Source organism: Pseudomonas sp. (genome assembly GCF_030698175.1).
In the GTDB taxonomy this organism is placed as follows: Bacteria; Pseudomonadota; Gammaproteobacteria; order Pseudomonadales; family Pseudomonadaceae; genus Aquipseudomonas.
On record NZ_JAUYNT010000020.1, the window covers coordinates 48,343 to 67,150 of the forward strand.

Consider the following 18,808-nt stretch of genomic DNA (forward strand, 5'->3'; position numbering starts at 1 on the left):
GTCGCATATGACGTATTCGCCGTGATCGAGGGCCGCCAATAGCCGGTTTGGGTGGTTTTAAAGGCGTATTTTTATGCCCGCTGCGCCTGCCAGTTAAGCGTTGCGCCGTGGTTTGCCTGCGGTGCTCAAGTGCGGCGGAAATGCGGGTTCTGGGCCAAGGCCTGGGTCACGAAGTCCATAAAGGCCGACAGTTTGCGCGGGGTGCTGCGGGCGCTGGGGTAGACCATATGGATGGTCGACGGCGGCAGGTGCCAGTCGGGCAGCACCCGCTCCAGTTGCCCCATCTGCAACGGCTCGTAGACATGAAAACCCGGTACCCAGCCGATGCCCACCCCGGCCAAGAGGCTCGGCAACAGGGCGTCGGCGGGCGCGCAGACTAGGCTGGCGTGCAGGCTGAGGTGCTGCTTGGCGCCCGCGCTGGACGCCATATCGAACGCCTGCAACTCCCGCGTCAGCGCTAGGAAGCGGTGCTGGCGCAGATCGCTGGGTTGTTGTGGCCGGCCATGGGCGTCCAGATAACCCGGGCTGGCGCAGAGCACGCGCTCGACCGTGCCGACCGTGCGGGCGATCAGCGCGCTGTCGGCCAGCGCACCCATGCGAAAGGCCAGATCGACGCCCTCTTCAATGAGGTTGACCCGGCGATCGACCAGCAGCGCCTCGACCTCGATGGCCGGGTAGCGCGCCATAAATTCGGCGATCAGCGGCGCCAGCACCACGCGACCGAAGCTGCTCGGCGCGGTCAGGCGCAGCAAACCGCGCGGCTCGGCCGTGGCGTGGGCGGCCAGTTGCAGCTCTTCCTTGAGCAGCTGCACCTGGGCGGCGGTGCGCTGGTACAACTGCCGGCCGTCCTCGCTCAGGGTCAGCGCGCGGGTACTGCGCTGCACCAGACGCAAGCCCAGCTCAGTCTCTAGTCGCGCCAGGTTGCGCGACAGGGTGGAGGTAGGGACGCCAGTGCGGCTGCTGGCCTTGGCCAGGCTGCCGGCCTCAGCGATGTCGATAAAGCTGGAGAGCAGATCGAGGTGCATGGCGACTGTTCCATAAATGGGATTGCGGTCGGCAAATTTACGGTATTCCACGGCTAATTTGAAATGATTACAGTGGTCTCACTCGCACCGAACCGGAGTTTTCGCCATGCAACAGTACACCCATCTACCGTCCAGACTCGGCCCCAAGCCCCGCACCACGCCGCGCACGCCGCACCAGCAACTCGATCAGACCAGCCCGGTGGCGTTGCAGGAGCGCCTCTGGCAACGCATGGCCAGTCTCGCCGGCGTCAGCGTGCGCCCCAGCGGCATTGCGCTGCCTGGCACCCGCGCCCTGTGGCTGGAACAGGGCGGCAACCCCGAGGCGTTTATGGTCGGCCGTGAATTTGCCCATCTGCACCCCGCCGATGATGGCAGCCTGCACATGATTCTCGATCCGCACAGCCATGCGTTGGCCATCGCCGGCGGCTGGGCCGAACCCCATCCCCTGGCCGGCCGCTTCACCGCAGCCACCAATGCCCTGGTGTACGGGCCGCGCGACGAGGCCGAGCTGGAGCTGGTGTGGTGGTTGGTCCAGCGGTCCTATAGCTACGCCAGCGGCCTGCCCCCTGAACGGCTGCCGGCGTCGTAGCGCTAACGCCGAAAAGCCTGCACTAAAGTCTTACCCCCAACCTTAAGAAGGAAACACCATGAACATTCTCCTGATCGGTAGCACCGGCACCATCGGCTCGGCCGTCAAGCAACTCCTGAACGAGCACGGCCACCACGTGATCGGCGCCAACCACAGCAGCGGCGACTACCGGGTCGACCTAGGGAACAAGGCCTCCATCAGCGCCTTGTTCGAACGGGTGGGCAAGGTCGACGCCATCGTCTCCACCGCCGGCCAAGCGCAGTTCGGTCCCTTGCTGGAATTGAGCGACTCAGCCTTCGCCCTGGGCCTGGACAACAAACTGATGGGTCAGGTGAATTTACTGCGCGAAGGGGTGAAGCATCTCCACGACGGCGGTTCGATCACCCTGACCAGTGGCCTGCTGGCGCAAGCGCCGATGCCCGGCAGCGCGGCGATCAGTCCGGTCAATGCCGCAGTCGAAGGCTTCGTGCGCGCCGCTGCGCTGGAATTGCCCCGTGGCCTGCGGGTCAACGCGGCGAGCCCGGTGTTCGTCACCGAGACCGCTGCCGCCATGGGCATGGACACTGGCCACACGCTGTCGGCGGCGACCACGGCCAAGACCTATCTGGCCAGCGTCGAAGGTAGCATGAGCGGCCAGGTGCTCGACGCACGCAACTACGCCTGATGAGTGGCGGGTACCGGCGCCGATGCCGTCGGCCGGACCCGGCCCATAGTGCCCGTCAGGTGACGGGCACTATGGGGGGCGGAAGATTATTTTTGCCGGCACGGAGTTTATTGCCACGGCGATGATCGTATTGAGTGGGAGAGCTGAGATCTCCCGGATACCGGTATTCGCCGGCGTCGTCCCTGCAGTCGTAGGAAACCGCCATGATTTGCCGAATAGTACCCGCAGTTCTGTTGTCGTTGAGTTTGTCGCTGAGCGGCTGTGCTGTTTACGATCTGGATAGCCCGCGCTATTCCTCCTCGCGTTATTCAGGATATGGCTATCAACAGTCCGACTATCGCGCCACGCGTTCGGATTATGGCTACCGACCCAGCTACCCGGTGGTGCGTTACCGCGAGTACCCGGCGCCGGTCTATCGCTACCCGGCGCGGCAGCCGGTGTATATCTATCGGCAGGCACCGTCACGCTATGACTGGCAAGGCTACCGCGCCGACGACCGCCATGACCGCCGTGCTTATCAGCGCGATCAGCGCGAACGGTACGAGCGCCATGAACGCCATGAGCGTGACGGCGATCGGCGCCGCGACCGGGATGACTACCGCGGTAGAGATGAGCACCACGGCTGGGAGGTGCGGCGCAATTGAGGCTGTTACTGCAGCCCCAACTTGGCCTTGACCACGGCCAGCGCCGGTTCGCCGGTGCGGCTGGTAACACCCTGCAACCAGCCATCCAGCGCCTGTGGATTGCTCTTTAACCAGGTCAGCGCCGCTTGGCGGCGGCTGATATGTTGATTGAGCACGGCGTCCATCAGTTGGTTTTCCATGTCCAGGCTAAACACCAGGTTGTTCAATAGCTTCCCGCTGTTCGGGCACTGCTGCATAAAGCCGGCGCGCACGTTGGTGGCGACTGTGGCACCGCCATAGTTGGGGCCGAACACCGCATCGCCGCCGTCGAGATAGTGCATCTGCAGGCGGGTGTTCATCGGGTGCGGCTCCCAACCGAGAAACACCACCCACTGTTTGAGTTTCTCGGCGCGCTTAACGTTGGCGAGCATTTTTGCTTCGCTGCCTTCGATCAACTTGAAGCTGCCCAAGCCATAGGCATTGTCTTTGATCATCTTGCTGATCAGCTGATTGCCGTCGTTACCCGGCTCGATGCCGTAAATCTTGTGGTCCAGTTGCTCGGCGTATTTGGCGATGTCGTTGAAGTTTTGCAGGCCGCCAGCATAAGCCTCGGCCGGCACCGCTAAGGTGTATTTAGCCCCCTCAAGATTGACCCGTAGGGTTTCGATGCTGCGCTTGTCCAGATAGGGCTGCAGGTCGGCCTGCATGCTCGGCAGCCAAGTGCCGAGAAACACATCGAGCTTGTTGTCGCCCAGTGCGGCGAAAGTTTCGGGCACCGACATGCGCTTGACGTTGGTGCGATAGCCCAAGGCGTCGAGCAAGATCCGCGTGGTGGCGGTGGTCATGGTGATGTCGGTCCAGCCAACGTCGGCAAAGCGCACCAGCGCGCAACTGTCCGCCTCACTGGCGTTGGCCAGCAGACTGGTACTGAGGCACAGCGCCAGGGCACTAGAGAGTAGAGCTTTCATACTTGCGATCCTTGGCCAGGGGCGGTGCAGAGGTGCCCGCGCGCGCCGATCATGAATCAGAGGGTGGCGGGTTGTCCGCTGGATGGCGTGATTAGGTTGGTCGAGGTCGTGCTGGTGACAGAAGTCTACTGGCACTCTGCTGGCCACTCGACTGGGGCGGGCGTTGATGGATATGACCGAGTCGGTGTTAGGGCTGGCGTGCGCCGGTAAAAGGCTGATGATGTCTATATCAGTGGCCCGCCTTCTATGCGCCGGCCACGCCGCCATCGCACTGGGTTTGAGTGAGTGGCGCTGCCTGTAGTCGGAGAAAGTTATGGCCATTAGTGTGTTTGACCTGTTCAAAATCGGCATAGGGCCGTCCAGTTCCCATACGGTCGGGCCGATGCGCGCCGCCGCGCTCTTTGTCCAGGGCTTGCGCGAGCGTGGCCAGTTGGCGGCGGTGCGGCGCGTCGAGGTGCGCCTGTATGGTTCGCTGTCGGCCACCGGGGTGGGCCACGGCAGCGACAACGCGATTCTCATGGGGCTGATGGGTGAATGGCCGGACTCGATCGATCCGGCCAGCATCGGCCCACGCATCACGGCGCTGCGCGAGTCCGGCAGTTTGCTGCTGGGCGCCGAGCAACCGTTGGCCTTTGACTGGCCACGGGATGTGCTGCTGCTGGAGGAAAATCTGCCTTACCACCCGAATGCCATGACCCTGATTGCCGAGGATGGTAGCGGCGAGCTGCACCGCGATACCTACTATTCAGTCGGCGGCGGTTTCGTGGTGGATGCGGCCCAGGCCGCCAGCGGTGTGCTGGATCAGGATCGCACCGAGTTGCCCTATGACTTTTCCAGCGCCGCCGAGTTGCTGGCGCTGTGCAAACAGCACAATTTGCGCGTAGCGCAGTTGATGATGGCCAACGAGCGGGCCTGGCGCAGTGAGGCCGAGATCCGCCAAGGTCTGTTGCGCCTCTGGCAAGCCATGCGTGACTGCGTGGATAACGGCCTCAAGCACGAAGGCATTCTGCCCGGTGGCCTGAACGTTAAACGCCGCGCCGCCAAGCTGCACCGCAGCTTGCAGGAGCTGGGCAAACCCAATGTGATCGGCTCGACCCTGAGCGGCATGGAGTGGGTCAATTTGTTCGCCCTGGCGGTCAACGAAGAAAACGCCGCCGGCGGGCGCATGGTCACCGCGCCGACCAATGGCGCGGCTGGGATCATTCCGGCGGTGCTGCATTACTTCGTCAAGTTCAGCCCCAGCGTCACTGAGGAGCAAGTGGTTGATTACTTCTTGGCCGCCGCCGCCGTGGGCATCTTGTGCAAGAAGAACGCCTCGATCTCCGGCGCCGAAGTCGGTTGTCAGGGTGAAGTGGGTTCGGCCTGCGCCATGGCCGCCGCCGGCTTGGCGGAGATTCTCGGTGCCACCCCGGAGCAGTTGGAAAACGCCGCCGAAATCGGCCTGGAACATAACCTCGGGCTGACCTGCGACCCGGTCGGCGGCCTGGTGCAAATTCCCTGCATCGAGCGCAATGCCATCGCCGCCGTCAAAGCCATCAACGCCGCGCAAATGGCCCTGCGCGGTGACGGCGAGCACCATATCTCGCTGGACCGGGTGATCCGCACCATGCGCGACACCGGTGCTGACATGCACGACAAATACAAAGAAACCTCCCGCGGCGGTTTGGCCGTTAGCGCCATCGAGTGTTGAGTCGAGGGTTTCTATTTTGTAGGAGCGGCTTTAGCCGCGATTTGGCTGTAGCCATCATGCAGATCCTGACTTTGCTGCGCCGCGCAGAATTCGGTCGCGGGCGGCAGCCGTTCCGTACGGCTCGCCGCATTTCCCACATCCATGTGGGTCGCTAAAGCCGCTCCTACAGATGGTTCGCATCGCGTGCCGATGCCTTGTTTTGGCGCAATCTGTGCGCCGGTGTAGTCCTGATGGGGCAAGTCAGGCGTGACGAATTGCCGCACAGGGCTATGGCTGAATCGGGCCAACTGCTACCAAAGGCCCCAGGCCTTGTGTCCAGGCCTGGCTCGCGGCCGTTGTGGGCGGGCGACATATGCGTAAGCGACGCCGTTTTAGACGCATGCAGCCGTACTATTTTTTATATTGAACGCTCAATCAATTTAGGCACGGGCTTTGCTCTTGCTTAGCCATAGCCTGGGTATTGAGTGCTGTGCCGCCCAGAGCCAAGAAAAAATAAGAGCCTCATACGAGGCCATCCGTGCTTTGCGTGAGGAGAGACCCTGATGACGCCGTTCAACCAAGGGGCGCAGCCCCAGAACCGTGCCCCACAGTCCATCGGCTTTCTGCTGTTGGACAACTTCACTTTAATCTCCCTGGCCTCGGCGGTTGAACCGCTGCGCATGGCCAATCAACTGTCCGGCCGCGAGCTGTACCGCTGGAGCACCCTGAGCCTGAATGGCAACCAGGTGTGGGCCAGTGATGGTCTGCAGATCACCCCGGATTGCGCGGTGGCCGCCGCGCCGGCCCTGGATACGGTGATCGTCTGTGGTGGTGTTGGCATTCAGCGCAGCGTCACCCGCGAGCACCTGAGCTGGCTGCAAAGCCAGGCGCGGCAAGGGCGCAAGCTCGGCGCCGTGTGTACCGGCAGTTGGGCCTTGGCCTGCGCCGGCTTGCTGGATGGTTTCGATTGCAGCGTGCATTGGGAATGTTTGGCGGCCATGCAAGAGGCCTTCCCGCGGGTGGTGCTGAGTACCCGTTTGTTTACCCTCGACCGCAATAGATTTACCAGCTCCGGCGGCACCGCGCCGCTGGACATGATGCTGCACCTGATTTCCCGCGAGCATGGTCGCGAGCTGTCGGCGGCGATCTCGGAGATGTTCGTCTACGAGCGCATCCGTAACGAGCAGGATCACCAGCGTGTGCCGCTCAAGCACATGCTCGGCACCAATCAGCCCAAGTTGCAGGAAATAGTCGCGCTGATGGAGGCCAATCTGGAGGAGCCGATTGAGCTGGATGAACTGGCCACCTACGTCAGCGTCTCGCGCCGCCAGCTGGAGCGCTTGTTTCAGAAGTACCTGAGCTGCTCGCCGTCGCGCTATTACCTGAAGCTGCGCCTGATCCGCGCGCGGCAATTGCTCAAGCAATCGCCGATGTCGATCATCGAAGTGGCGGCCGTTTGTGGCTTCGTTTCCACCCCGCATTTCTCCAAGTGTTACCGCGAGTACTTCGGCATTCCACCGCGGGATGAACGCACCGGCTCAAATACCTCGCAGCAAACCAGCATGTTGGCGATTCCGCAGGTGCTGGTGCTGGCGCCGATGTCCGGCGCCCTGACCGCCATGAGCCAGGCACGCAACGAGTCGACCTTTGCCAGTGTGAGGTTGTAGGCGCGGCCTTGGCCGTGATGGGGTTTCACCACAAGGTAAAAGTTGTGGTGACGCTTGGATTGCTATCGCGGCTAAAGCCCCTCCTACAACAACCCGGCACCTGCAGCTATTTCAGCGCCTGGCACCGTCCTGTAGGAGGGGCTTTAGCCGCGACCAAGGCCGACGTGGTCTCAGCTACGACTCTGCTGATACTCCGCCAGCGCCGGTAGCAACTGCCGCGAGATCGCCTCGCGCACGGTCGGCAACATGGTCGCGCCACTGCCGAGCATTTGTTCGATCATGCTCCGTAGCGCCCGTGCCCGCGTCTCATCCAAGCCTTGCAGGGCTCGGACGCAGGCGTGTTCGGGGTCGGCATCGGCGGGCAGTTGTACGCCGATCAGTTGCAGGCGTTCACGCAGGTCATCCTGATCGATCAAGTCGGTATGCATCATGGCGTCATTCCTCATGGCGGGGGCTTTGTCGATTCTGTGACGCCGCTACCGTTGCGGCAAGGGGCCCGCGCGGCAATGACCGCAACACCTATGCGCAGGTCGTTTTTAACTAAGTTAGCCCAGCTGCCGGGCAGCACAATGGCTGACGATTTTTTACTAGCAGGTCGTTGAAAAATGTAGCGAGCGACGGCTAGGCAAGGCGAAATCAGCCGAAAAAGCGCAGTGTACGAGCAGTACATGAGCATTTTGAGGCTGATTTCAACGCCGCATAGCCGAGCGCAGTAGTTTTTCAATGGCCTGCCATGCTCACCTCGTGACTCTGTGATGAGACACCTTTAGACCTCCGCTTATGTGTCGGCATGCGGAGGTCTTTTTTTGCCTGCAATAAAGTGCCGTCCGGCGCCCCGTACTCGATCAGCTGGGTTGCGCGGGTGACGCTTTCGACAATTCCCCGGTCGTTTTTGCGCCCTAGCGCCGCAGCCCCCAGGACTATGCTGGCCACACAGCAGCAGTCAGTAATTTGGCTGCGCACTTGCCTAACTCGCTCCAGCTCAACAGGGGGACTGCCCGATGAACCCAGCCCAATTGCACGCCGACAGCATCGTTATCGACGGCCTGATCATTGCCAAATGGAACCGCGAACTGTTCGAGGACATGCGCAAAGGTGGCCTCACTGCTGCCAACTGCACGGTCTCGGTGTGGGAAGGTTTCCAGGCCACGGTGAATAACATAGTCGCCAGCCAGAAACTGATTCGCGACAACAGCGATCTGGTCAGCCTGGTGCGCACTACCGCCGACATCCATAAGGCCAAGGCCGAGGGCAAGACTGGCATCCTCTTTGGTTTCCAGAATGCCCATGCCTTTGAGGACCAGCTCGGCTATGTCGAGGTGTTCAAACAGCTCGGCGTCGGCGTGGTGCAGCTCTGCTACAACACCCAAAACCTGGTCGGCACCGGCTGTTACGAGCGCGACGGCGGCCTGTCCGGCTTCGGTCGCGAGATAGTCGCCGAGATGAACCGGGTCGGCATCATGTGCGACCTGTCCCACGTCGGTTCCAAGACCAGCGAAGAAGTCATTCTCGAATCGAACAAGCCAGTCTGCTATTCACACTGCCTGCCGTCCGGTTTGAAGGAACACCCGCGCAACAAGTCCGATGCCGAGCTGAAGTTTATCGCCGACCACGGCGGCTTCGTCGGCGTGACCATGTTCGCGCCGTTTCTGGCCAAGGGCATCGACTCGACCATCGACGACTACGCCGAGGCCATCGAGTACGTGATGAACCTGGTCGGCGAAGACGCCATCGGCATTGGCACCGACTTCACCCAGGGCCACGGCCAGGACTTTTTCGAGTGGCTGACCCACGACAAGGGCTACGCCCGCCGCCTGACCAGCTTCGGCAAGATCATCAACCCGCTGGGCATCCGCACCGTCGGCGAGTTCCCCAACCTCACCGAAACCCTGCTCAAACGCGGCCATCCAGAGCGGGTGGTGCGCAAGATCATGGGCGAGAACTGGGTGAATGTTTTGAAAGACGTCTGGGGCGAATAAGCCCGCCAGCCATACCCGATCAATGTAGGAGCGGATTTAGCGACCCACATGGATGTGGGAAATGCGGTGAGCCGTATGGAACGGCTGCCGCCCGCGACAGCTTCGCGGATAAATCCGCTCCTACGTTTTAAAACAAGTTTTTGGAGTCACAACACATGGCCACCCACGCACCCGAAATGCCTATTCAGGTCGACGACGAAACCGGCGTCTGGACCACCGATGCCTTGCCGATGCTCTATGTGCCGCGGCATTTCTTCGTCAACAACCACATCGGTATCGAAGAGGTGCTGGGGGCCGAGGCTTACGCGGAGATTCTCTATAAGGCCGGCTACAAGTCCGCCTGGCACTGGTGCGAGAAGGAAGCCGAGTGTCATGGCCTGCAAGGCGTGGCGGTGTTCGAGCACTATATGAAGCGCCTGTCGCAACGCGGCTGGGGGCTGTTCGAGATCGAGGCGATTGACCTGGATAAAGGCACCGCCAGCGTGCGCCTCAAGCACTCGGCCTTTGTCTATGTGTACGGCAAGTGCGGGCGCAAGGTCGATTACATGTTCACCGGCTGGTTCGCCGGCGCCATGGACCAGATTCTTAAGGCCCAAGGCAGCCCGCTGCGCACCGTGGCCGAGCAGGTCTATGGCGGTTCCGAAGCGGGACATGACGATGGCCTGTTTGTGGTCAAACCACTCTAAAAACAATTTCAACCGTGATCGAAAACGTAGCGAGCGAAGGGTAGGCCAGGCGGAGGCAGAAGCGAAAAGCGGAGTTTACTGGTGTAAATGAGCATTTTCGCTTCTGCCTCCAACGCCGCATAACCGAGCGCAGTAGTTTTCAGAGGATGCCACCATGGCTTTTGAAGCAATGTTCCAGCCGATCAAGCTCGGCAAAGTAACCATCCGCAATCGCGTGCTGAGCACCGCCCACGCCGAGGTGTATGCCACCGATGGCGGCATGACCACCGAGCGCTATATCCAGTATTACGAAGAGAAGGCCAAGGGCGGCATCGGTCTGGCGATTTGCGGCGGCTCCTCGGTGGTGGCCATCGACAGCCCGCAGCAGTGGTGGAGCTCGGTCAATTTATCGACCGACCGCATCATTCCGCACTTCCAGAACCTGGCCGACGCCATGCATAAGCACGGCGCCAAGATCATGATTCAGATTACCCACATGGGCCGCCGTTCGCGCTGGGATGGCTTTCACTGGCCAACCCTGATGTCGCCGTCCGGCATCCGCGAACCGGTGCACCGTGCCACCTGCAAAACCATCGAGCCGGAAGAAATCTGGCGGGTGATTGGCAACTACGCCAGCGCCGCGCTGCGGGCCAAACTCGGCGGCCTGGATGGCATCGAACTGTCGGCGGTGCACCAGCACATGATCGACCAGTTCTGGAGCCCGCGGGTCAATAAACGTACCGACGAGTGGGGCGGCAGCTTCGAGGGGCGGATGAAATTCGGCCTGGAAGTGCTGAAAGCCGTGCGCGAGAAAGTCGGCGCGGATTTTTGCGTTGGCATGCGCATTTGCGGCGACGAGTTCCACCCAGACGGCCTGTCCCATGACGACATGAAGCAGATCGCCAAGTATTACGACGACACCGGCATGCTCGATTTTATCGGCGTGGTGGGTTCGGGTTGCGACACCCACAACACCTTGGCCAACGTCATCCCGAACATGAGTTATCCGCCGGAGCCGTTTCTGCATCTGGCCGCCGGCATCAAGGAAGTGGTCAAGGTACCGGTGCTGCACGCGCAGAACATCAAGGACCCGAACCAGGCTACGCGGATTCTCGAAGGCGGTTACGTCGACATGGTCGGCATGACCCGCGCGCACATCGCCGACCCGCACCTGATCGCCAAAATCAAGATGGGCCAGCTCGACCAGATCAAGCAGTGCGTCGGCGCCAACTACTGCATCGACCGCCAGTACCAAGGTTTGGACGTGCTGTGCATCCAGAACGCCGCCACTTCCCGTGAATACATGGGCCTGCCGCATATCATTGAAAAAACCACCGGTGTGAAGCGCAAGGTGGTCATCGTTGGCGGTGGCCCGGCCGGCATGGAGGCGGCGCGAGTGGCCGCCGAACGTGGCCATGACGTGACCCTGTTTGAGAAAAAAGACCAGCTCGGCGGGCAGATCACCTTGGCTGCCAAGGCGCCGCAACGCGATCAAATGGCCGGCATCACCCGCTGGTTCCAGCTGGAGCTGGCGCGCCTGAATGTCGACCTGCGCCTGGGCACAGGTGCGGATGCGGCGAGCATTCTCGACCTGCGCCCGGACATAGTGGTGCTGGCCAACGGCGGCCATCCGTTTATCGAGCAGAACGAACATTGGGGCGCGGCCGAAGGCCTGGTGGTCAGCAGTTGGGACGTGCTCGACGGCACAGTTCTGCCTGGCAAAAACGTACTGGTCTACGACACCATTTGTGAATTCACCGGCATGTCGGTGGCCGACTTTATCGCCGATAAAGGCGCCAAGGTCGAGATCGTCACCGACGACATCAAGCCGGGCGTGGCCATCGGCGGCACCAGCTTCCCGACCTACTACCGGAGCATGTACCCGAAAGAAGTGATCATGACCGGCGACCTGATGCTGGAGAAGGTCTACCGCGAAGGCGACAACCTGGTGGCCGTGCTGGAGAACGAATACACCGGCGCCAAAGAGGAGCGGGTGGTCGATCAGGTGGTGATCGAGAACGGCGTGCGCCCCGACGAAACCCTCTACTACGGGCTTAAAGAAGGCTCGCGCAACAAGGGCCAGATCGACGTCGAGGCGCTGTTCGCGATCCAGCCGCAGCCCTGTTTGAGCGAAGCGGGCGACGGTTATCTGTTGTTCCGCATCGGCGACTGCGTGGCTCAGCGCAATACCCACGCGGCCATCTATGACGCCTTGCGCTTGTGCAAGGATTTTTGAGCCAGCCGCCAAACTGTGGACGGGGCGTAGGGTGGGTTAGCCGCGCAGCGGCGTAACCCACCAAGCGGACTTCCAGGCGGACATTGGTGTCCCCTATATCGATGGTGGGTTACGCCTACGGCTAACCCACCCTACGTGGTTATACGGTCCCTCCAAGGAGACCTGATGATGTTGAGCACCATCCTTCCCATCCTGCTGTTCACCGCACTCGGCCTGGCCGTGCTCGGTGCCGGCAAGCGCTTCTTGATGTGGCGTCGCGGCCGACCGGCTCAGGTCGATTGGGTCGGCGGTCTGCTGGCCATGCCGCGTCGTTATATGGTCGATTTGCACCATGTGGTGGCTCGCGATAAATACATCGCTAACACCCACGTCGCCACCGCTGGCGGCTTCGTCCTGGCCGCCGTGCTGGCGCTGCTGGTGCACGGTTTTGGTCTGCACAATCGCATCCTTGGTTTCGCCTTGCTGGCGGCCTGTGGGCTGATGTTTGGCGGGGCGCTGTTTGTCGCTAAACGCCGTCTCGACCCACCGTCTCGGTTGTCGAAAGGCCCATGGATGCGCCTGCCGAAAAGCCTGCTGCTGTTTTCGCTGAGCTTCTTTATCGCCACCTTGCCGGTGGCCGGGATTCTGCCGGAAGGCTTTGGTGGCTGGTTTTTCGCGCTGCTGCTTAGCGTTGGCGTGGCCTGGGGCGTGTCTGAGCTGTTCTTCGGCATGACCTGGGGCGGGCCGATGAAGCACGCCTTCGCCGGGGCTTTGCACCTGGCCTGGCACCGCCGTAGCGAGCGCTTCAATGGCGGCCGCTCCACCGGGCTAAAGGCCCTGAATCTGAATGATCCAAGCGTGCCACTAGGGGTGGAAAAACCCACGGATTTCACCTGGAACCAGTTGCTCGGTTTCGATGCCTGCGTGCAGTGCGGCAAGTGCGAAGCCGCTTGTCCGGCCTTCGCCGCCGGCCAACCGCTGAACCCGAAGAAGCTGATTCAAGACATGGTGGTCGGCTTGGCTGGCGGTACCGATGCGAATTTCGCCGGCAGCCCCTACCCATCCCTTGACGGCAGAGGTAAGCCAATCGGCGAACACGCCGGTGGCCCGCACCTGCCCATCGTCAATCTCAACGGCAAGGCCCTGGTGGATGCCGACACCCTCTGGTCGTGCACCACCTGCCGCGCCTGCGTCGAGGAGTGCCCGATGATGATCGAGCACGTCGATGCCATCGTCGACATGCGTCGCCATCTGACTCTGGAAAAAGGCGCCACGCCAAACAAAGGCGCGCAGGTGCTGGAAAACCTGATCGCCACCGACAACCCCGGCGGCTTCAATCCCGGCGGTCGGCTGAACTGGGCGGCGGATCTGAACTTGCCGCTAATGAGTGAGCAGAAGATTGTCGATGTGCTGTTCTGGGTCGGCGATGGCGCCTTCGATATGCGCAATCAGCGCACCTTGCGCGCCTTCGTCAAACTGCTGCGGGCGGCCAAGGTCGACTTCGCCGTGCTCGGGCTGGAGGAGCGCGACAGCGGTGACCTGGCCCGCCGCTTGGGCGATGAGGCGACCTTCCAGCTGCTGGCCGTTCGCAATATCGCCACGTTGGCCAAGTACCGTTTCAACAAGATCGTCAGCTGCGACCCGCACAGCTTTCATGTGCTGAAAAACGAATACGGCGAGCTGGGCGGCCACTATCAGGTGCAGCATCACAGCACCTACCTCGACGAGCTGATCAGCGCCAGACGACTCAATCTGGGTACGCACAAAGGCGGCTCGGTGACCTATCACGATCCCTGTTATCTGGGTCGCTACAACGGCGAATACGAGGCGCCGCGCGCGGTGCTCAAGGCCATCGGCATCGAGGTGAAAGAGATGGCGCGTTCCGGCTTCCGCTCTCGTTGCTGCGGCGGTGGTGGCGGGGCGCCGATAACCGACATTCCCGGCAAACAGCGGATTCCGGATATGCGCATGCTTGATATCAAAGAGACCGGCGCCGAGCTGGTAGCGGTCGGTTGCCCGCAGTGCACGGCGATGCTCGAAGGCGTGGTCGGTCCGCGGCCGGAGGTCAAGGATATTGCCGAGCTGGTGGTTGAGGCGCTGCTGGATACGCCCGCCGCCGCAAGCCCGCGCAAAGATCTGGAGGTGTCAGCATGAGCGACCTGATCCGCCGTGACCCGCGCGCCGAATGGATTGCCCGCAACCGCCTGCATCCACTGCACGCCAGTCTGCAACCGGTGCTGAATAGCTGGCTGGGCCCCAACGGCCTGCTGCGCAAGAATCCCCATGCCATCGGCTTTATTGGCCCCAACGGCATCAAACGTATCGACCGCAGCGGCGCCCAACAACTCGGCGCCGGCAAGCGGGCCAGCCAGGCGGTTGTCGAGCAGTTGCCGCTGCATGTGGTTGCTGATCCGGCGTTCTATATCTGCGTGGTGCCGGACCTGCCCGGCGGTCGCTTGAGCAGCCACGACCGCGATCTGTTCGGCCTGGCCCGGCAATTGGCTGGCAGCAGCGGTGCGGTACTGGCCGTGGTGTTTGCTGAGCACAAAGAAACCGCCTTTGATCTGGCTGGCGTCGATCGGCTGCTGCAGCTGACTGACGCGCAGTACCAGGGCTACGCCCCGCAGCAACAGCTCGCCGCCTTGGTAGCGCTGGAGCAGCAAGTGCAGCCGCGTCACTGGCTGCTGCCGGACAGTCGCAGTGGCGGTGGCGAGCTGGGTCGGCGCCTGGCCGCCAAGCTGGGCGAGCGTCCGGCGACCCGCGTCTGGCAGGTAACAGACAGCCAATGCATCGGCCGTGCCGGTGCCGGCCGCGAAGACCTGCTGCGGCCGTTGGCGCGGGTGATTCTGGCAGCCGTGGAGTGCGCCGAACCGGTCAGCGACACGCGCCATGCAGTGCTGCCGCTGCAGCTGGCGGTCAGCCTGTTGAATGCCCCAGCGCGGATTCAAGACCACGGCGCAGTGGCGGTCGATCCGGCGGCGATTCCCATGGCCGAGGCCGAATTTATTCTGTCCGGCGGTAACGGCGTGCAGGACTGGGACTTGTTCCACCGCGCCGCCCTGGCCATCGGCGCCACCGAAGGCGCCTCGCGGGTGGCGGTGGACGACGGCTTTATGCCGCGTGATCGGCAAGTCGGCGCCAGCGGCATCTGGGTCACGGCGCGGGTCTATCTGGCGGTCGGCATCTCCGGGGCCATCCAGCACCTGCAAGGTATTGGCGCCTGCGACAAGGTACTGGCGATCAACCTCGACCCGAGCTGCGACATGATCAAACGTGCCGACCTGGCGGTGATCGGCGACGGCGCGGCGATTTTACAAGCGCTGATCGAACGGATCGCGCAACACCGGGCGGGAGAACAACGCGATGCGGCCTGAAGCAATGAATGTCATAGCCCTGGTATCGGTCGGCGCCCATCCGACTTCCGGTCGCCCCCGGCGCGCCGAACAGGATGCCCGCGCGGTGGAGCTGGGCCTGCAACTGGCCGGCGAGCGCTTGCAGCTGCTGCACGCCGGCGATGCCCAGGCCGAAGCCTTGCGCGCCTACTTAGGCATGGGCCTGAGTGAATTAAAGGTGCTGCAGCAAGCGCCTGGCGCCGATGCCTTGCCGGCGCTGCTGGACTATTTGCGCGGCACCGACGCCCAGCTGGTGCTGACCGGCAGCCAGGCGGAAACCGGCGAAGGCTCCGGCATGCTGCCGTACCTGCTGGCCGAGCAACTGGGTTGGCCACTGGTGGTCGGCCTGGCGGCGGTGGAAAGCGTCGCGGGCGGTTATGCCCAGGTGCTGCAAGCCTTGCCGCGTGGCCAACGACGCCGTCTGCAAGTGCCGCTGCCGTTTCTCGCCTGCGTCGACAACGCCGCGCCAGCCGCCCGGCAAAGCGCCTTCGGCCCGGCCCGTCGCGGCCTGCTGAACGTCACCGAGGTCGAGCAAATAGATGATCAACTGCTGGCCGTCAGCCAACTGCAACCGGCCAAATCGCGGCCGAAACGGTTGAAGATCATCAAGGCCAAAACCGGGGCCGAACGCATGAAAGCCGCTACCGCCAAGGCTGTTGGTGGTGGCGGGCAAGTGTTGAGCGGGCTAAGCCCAGAGGAGAGCGCCGAGGCGATCTTTAAACTGTTGTTGGAGGAGGGGGTGGTGCGCTGATGCCTAGTAAGCATCGCGGATAAATCCGCTCCTACACGGCGCTGTTCAGCCCTTGCGGATAAATCCACCTACAGGCTGCGCTCGGCCTTTTGTAGGAGCGGATTTATCCGCGATAGGGCCTCGAAATCAACGCAGAGCTTAAAGCCAAATTGCATCCCATAACGGGTAATCGGCCAGTCGCTCAATCAAGCCAGCCCGCAATGGGTTGGCTAATACATAGCGTGCGATCTGTTGAATATCTTCTTCCTGACGTGCTGCTCGGTCGTGGAAACCTGCTTGCCACAGTGCCCCGCTAGTGCCTTGCGCACGGTTTATCGCCAAAGCGCTGCGTGCTTTAACGCGCTTCATCAGCTGCTCTAGGCTGGTATTGCCAAGTTGTATCAACCAGTGCAAATGATCCGGCATCACCACCCAGGCCAGAGAGGCAACCAGCTGTTGCTCATGGGCAGAACGCAGTTCATTAACGAGCAGGCGGCCTAGATGGAAGTCGTTAAACAATGGTTGTCGGTGGCGCGTCACTGTTGTTAGCAGGTAGATCCGTTCAGGTTCGCAGTAACGACCTTTGCGCAGGTTATGGCTATTAGAGGGCGAATTGGTGGGCATTCCATTGCTTCCACGGGTCTCAAGATGCTGAGGGTATAGCTGTGGTTTTGCGCAGGAGCGAGTTATTGGCGTTGTCGCTGGGAGATCGCGGATAAATCCGCTCCTACAGAGTTGCTCCGCAGATGAAATTGTTGCAGGTGCCGGGCTTGTGTAGGAGCGGATTCATCCGCGAAGCAGGCGAGGGTACGCTGACAATCCTGCAGGGCCGCTATCGTTGTTTTTCCCCATGTACATGGGGAAAAACCAGAGGCTATGGGGTCTACGCTTTGCAACGGCTAGCGGGTAGATAGCCTGAATTTAAGACTCTGATCCCCGGCCACGTCAGATGACCGGGGATCAGCAGCTAATCGCCGTCGCTTACTGACTCTTACTCAACCGCTCAGCCGCCGGCGTTTCGCCGAGGTTATCCAGCAGGGTTTGGCTGTACCAGTCGATAAAGTTGATTACGCCAAACTCGTAGGTCTTCGAGTATGGCCCCGGTTGGTAGGCGGTGGAGTTGATGCCGCGTTGGTTTTCCTCGCCCAGACGCAGGTCTTGGGCGTTGGTGGCGTCCCAGACTTGGCGCAGGCGGGCGATGTCGTAGTCAACGCCTTCGACGGCATCCTTGTGCACGATCCACTTGGTGGTGACCCTGGTTTCTTGCGCGCTGATTGGCCACACGGTGAAGACGATCACATGATCGCCCATGCAATGGTTCCACGAGTGCGGCAGGTGCAGGATGCGCATTGAGCCGAGGTCCGGGTTTTTAATTCGGCCCATCAGTTTGTTGCAACCTTGTTTGCCGTCCATGGTCATCGATACGGTGCCCTTGAGTAGCGGCATGCGCACGATGCGGTTGCGCAGGCCAAAGCCGGCGTGGGCGTAAGGGATATTCTCGGCGTCCCAGGCGGCGGCGGAAGCGGCCACGTGGTCTTTGAATGATTGGCTGGCGCGTGGGTCGGTGACGTCGTCCCATTCCAGCAAGGTGTTGAGCAACTCCGGGTGGGCACCGTTGCAGTGGTAGCACTCGCGGTTGTTTTCCAGCACCAGTTTCCAGTTGGCTTTTTCCACGAAGGTGGTTTGTACCGCCACCTTGGTGTTCTCCATGTCGTAGGGTTCCATGTAGTGCGCCAGGGTGGCGAGGAACTCATCGATGGCCGGCGGTTTTTCCGCCAGGGAGATGAAGATATAGCCGCCGGCGACTTTGACGTTGACCGGTTTTAGGCTGTAGTCGGCCAGATTGAAGTCGGCGCCCATTTCGCTGCCGGCAAACAATAGCCGACCGTCAATTTCGTAGGTCCACTGGTGATATGGACACACAAGCTTGGCCACCTTGCCCTTGTCGCTGGTACACAGACGCGAACCGCGATGGCGGCAGACGTTGTGGAAGGCGTGCACCACTCCTTCGGCGCCACGGATGACGATGATCGGGTTGTCGCCGATCTGCAGGGTCAGGTAGTTGCCCTTGGTCGGGATCTCGCAGGTCATGCCGGCGATCAACCATTCCTTGTGGAAGATCTCCTGCAGGTCGATCTGAAACAGCCGCTCGTCGTTGTAGAACGGCTGCGGCAGGGAGAAACTTGGATTGCGCTCGTGCAGCATGGTGGCGGTGGCCTTGCGGGCCGGTTCCAGCGGATCACCCAGGCTCAGGGTTACAGGCTTGTCCATCGGTAAGTCCTCATGGCTGGCAGCTTTGCTGGCAGCAAAAAAGTGGCGAATACGGTGTGCAGCGCAAGGCTTGTTTGGCGGCCTTTCAACTAACGGCGAAGGCTCTGGCGCCGATGCTGCTGGCCCCGAAGGACAGCATAAAAGTGTACGGCTCGGCTGATTTCGAGTGTGCGGTCGGGCGTGTTCGCGGCCTTATCCATGGGCGACATGGCCGCATCCATAGCCGACGCTGTAACACCGCCAGGCTGGGCGGGTCGCGATAAGCATGCCAATGTCGCTGGCAGATAAATGCACTCGGCAAAGCATGCGCAAAATCCATTCTAATAGGGCCGGTACATAGCTGTACGGAGA

The 18,808-nt window shown here is 61.6% G+C and carries 16 protein-coding genes; 11 read left to right on the forward strand and 5 right to left on the reverse strand.

Annotated elements, in window-relative coordinates:
• Positions 1-125 precede the first annotated feature (125 nt).
• Positions 126-1,025: a LysR family transcriptional regulator gene (locus tag Q8R10_RS10120; protein WP_305653396.1), complete on the reverse strand. Its 900-nt coding sequence runs from the start codon at positions 1,023-1,025 to the stop codon at positions 126-128.
• Between the two features lie 106 nt (positions 1,026-1,131).
• Here Q8R10_RS10120 and Q8R10_RS10125 point away from each other — a divergent pair, with 106 nt between their 5' ends.
• The 3 genes from Q8R10_RS10125 to Q8R10_RS10135 all read left to right on the forward strand — a co-directional run bounded on the left by Q8R10_RS10125 (position 1,132) and on the right by Q8R10_RS10135 (position 2,922).
• Entirely contained in the window at positions 1,132-1,614 is a 483-nt protein-coding gene (locus Q8R10_RS10125; RefSeq protein ID WP_305653397.1) for a luciferase family protein, read from the forward strand.
• 58 nt (positions 1,615-1,672) lie between these two features.
• Complete coding sequence (locus Q8R10_RS10130; RefSeq protein ID WP_305653399.1) at positions 1,673-2,278, forward strand: short chain dehydrogenase; 606 nt, start codon at positions 1,673-1,675, stop codon at positions 2,276-2,278.
• 203 nt (positions 2,279-2,481) lie between these two features.
• Positions 2,482-2,922: a hypothetical protein gene (locus Q8R10_RS10135; RefSeq protein ID WP_305653401.1), complete on the forward strand. Its 441-nt coding sequence runs from the start codon at positions 2,482-2,484 to the stop codon at positions 2,920-2,922.
• A 5-nt stretch (positions 2,923-2,927) separates the two neighbouring features.
• Here Q8R10_RS10135 and choX read toward each other — a convergent pair whose 3' ends face one another.
• Positions 2,928-3,869, reverse strand: a complete 942-nt coding sequence (gene choX, locus Q8R10_RS10140; protein WP_305653403.1) for a choline ABC transporter substrate-binding protein — start codon at positions 3,867-3,869, stop codon at positions 2,928-2,930.
• A gap of 313 nt (positions 3,870-4,182) precedes the next feature.
• Here choX and Q8R10_RS10145 point away from each other — a divergent pair, with 313 nt between their 5' ends.
• Entirely contained in the window at positions 4,183-5,559 is a 1,377-nt protein-coding gene (locus Q8R10_RS10145; RefSeq protein WP_305653405.1) for an L-serine ammonia-lyase, read from the forward strand.
• 542 nt (positions 5,560-6,101) lie between these two features.
• A complete protein-coding gene (locus tag Q8R10_RS10150) occupies positions 6,102-7,205 on the forward strand; it encodes a GlxA family transcriptional regulator (protein WP_305653407.1) in 1,104 nt (367 codons plus the stop codon).
• Positions 7,206-7,375: 170 nt separating this feature from the next.
• On the opposite strand, the gene Q8R10_RS10155 is transcribed toward Q8R10_RS10150, so the two are convergent.
• Complete coding sequence (locus tag Q8R10_RS10155) at positions 7,376-7,636, reverse strand: hypothetical protein (protein ID WP_305653409.1); 261 nt, start codon at positions 7,634-7,636, stop codon at positions 7,376-7,378.
• A 570-nt stretch (positions 7,637-8,206) separates the two neighbouring features.
• Here Q8R10_RS10155 and Q8R10_RS10160 point away from each other — a divergent pair.
• The 6 genes from Q8R10_RS10160 (at position 8,207) to Q8R10_RS10185 (ending at position 16,207) form a co-directional block, all read left to right on the forward strand.
• Positions 8,207-9,184: a dipeptidase gene (locus Q8R10_RS10160; protein WP_305653411.1), complete on the forward strand. Its 978-nt coding sequence runs from the start codon at positions 8,207-8,209 to the stop codon at positions 9,182-9,184.
• Positions 9,185-9,339: 155 nt separating this feature from the next.
• The gene (locus Q8R10_RS10165) at positions 9,340-9,870 is read left to right on the forward strand and encodes a 4-vinyl reductase (RefSeq protein ID WP_305653412.1); all 531 of its coding nucleotides are present in this window, start codon (positions 9,340-9,342) and stop codon (positions 9,868-9,870) included.
• Between the two features lie 154 nt (positions 9,871-10,024).
• Positions 10,025-12,085, forward strand: coding sequence for a dimethylglycine demethylation protein DgcA (dgcA, locus tag Q8R10_RS10170; protein WP_305653414.1), 2,061 nt, complete (start codon positions 10,025-10,027; stop codon positions 12,083-12,085).
• Positions 12,086-12,253: 168 nt separating this feature from the next.
• A complete protein-coding gene (dgcB, locus tag Q8R10_RS10175; protein ID WP_305653629.1) occupies positions 12,254-14,218 on the forward strand; it encodes a dimethylglycine demethylation protein DgcB in 1,965 nt (654 codons plus the stop codon).
• The gene (locus Q8R10_RS10180; RefSeq protein WP_305653416.1) at positions 14,215-15,438 is read left to right on the forward strand and encodes an electron transfer flavoprotein subunit alpha/FixB family protein; all 1,224 of its coding nucleotides are present in this window, start codon (positions 14,215-14,217) and stop codon (positions 15,436-15,438) included. The genes dgcB and Q8R10_RS10180 overlap by 4 nt, the downstream gene beginning before the upstream one ends.
• Before the next feature lie 4 nt (positions 15,439-15,442).
• Positions 15,443-16,207, forward strand: coding sequence for an electron transfer flavoprotein subunit beta (locus Q8R10_RS10185; RefSeq protein WP_305653631.1), 765 nt, complete (start codon positions 15,443-15,445; stop codon positions 16,205-16,207).
• Positions 16,208-16,345: 138 nt separating this feature from the next.
• On the opposite strand, the gene Q8R10_RS10190 is transcribed toward Q8R10_RS10185, so the two are convergent.
• Positions 16,346-16,810 (reverse strand): transposase, encoded by a 465-nt coding sequence (locus Q8R10_RS10190; RefSeq protein ID WP_305653418.1) that lies wholly within the window; start codon positions 16,808-16,810, stop codon positions 16,346-16,348.
• Between the two features lie 357 nt (positions 16,811-17,167).
• Entirely contained in the window at positions 17,168-18,457 is a 1,290-nt protein-coding gene (gene gbcA, locus Q8R10_RS10195) for a glycine-betaine demethylase subunit GbcA (protein ID WP_305653420.1), read from the reverse strand.
• Positions 18,458-18,808: the final 351 nt, after the last annotated feature.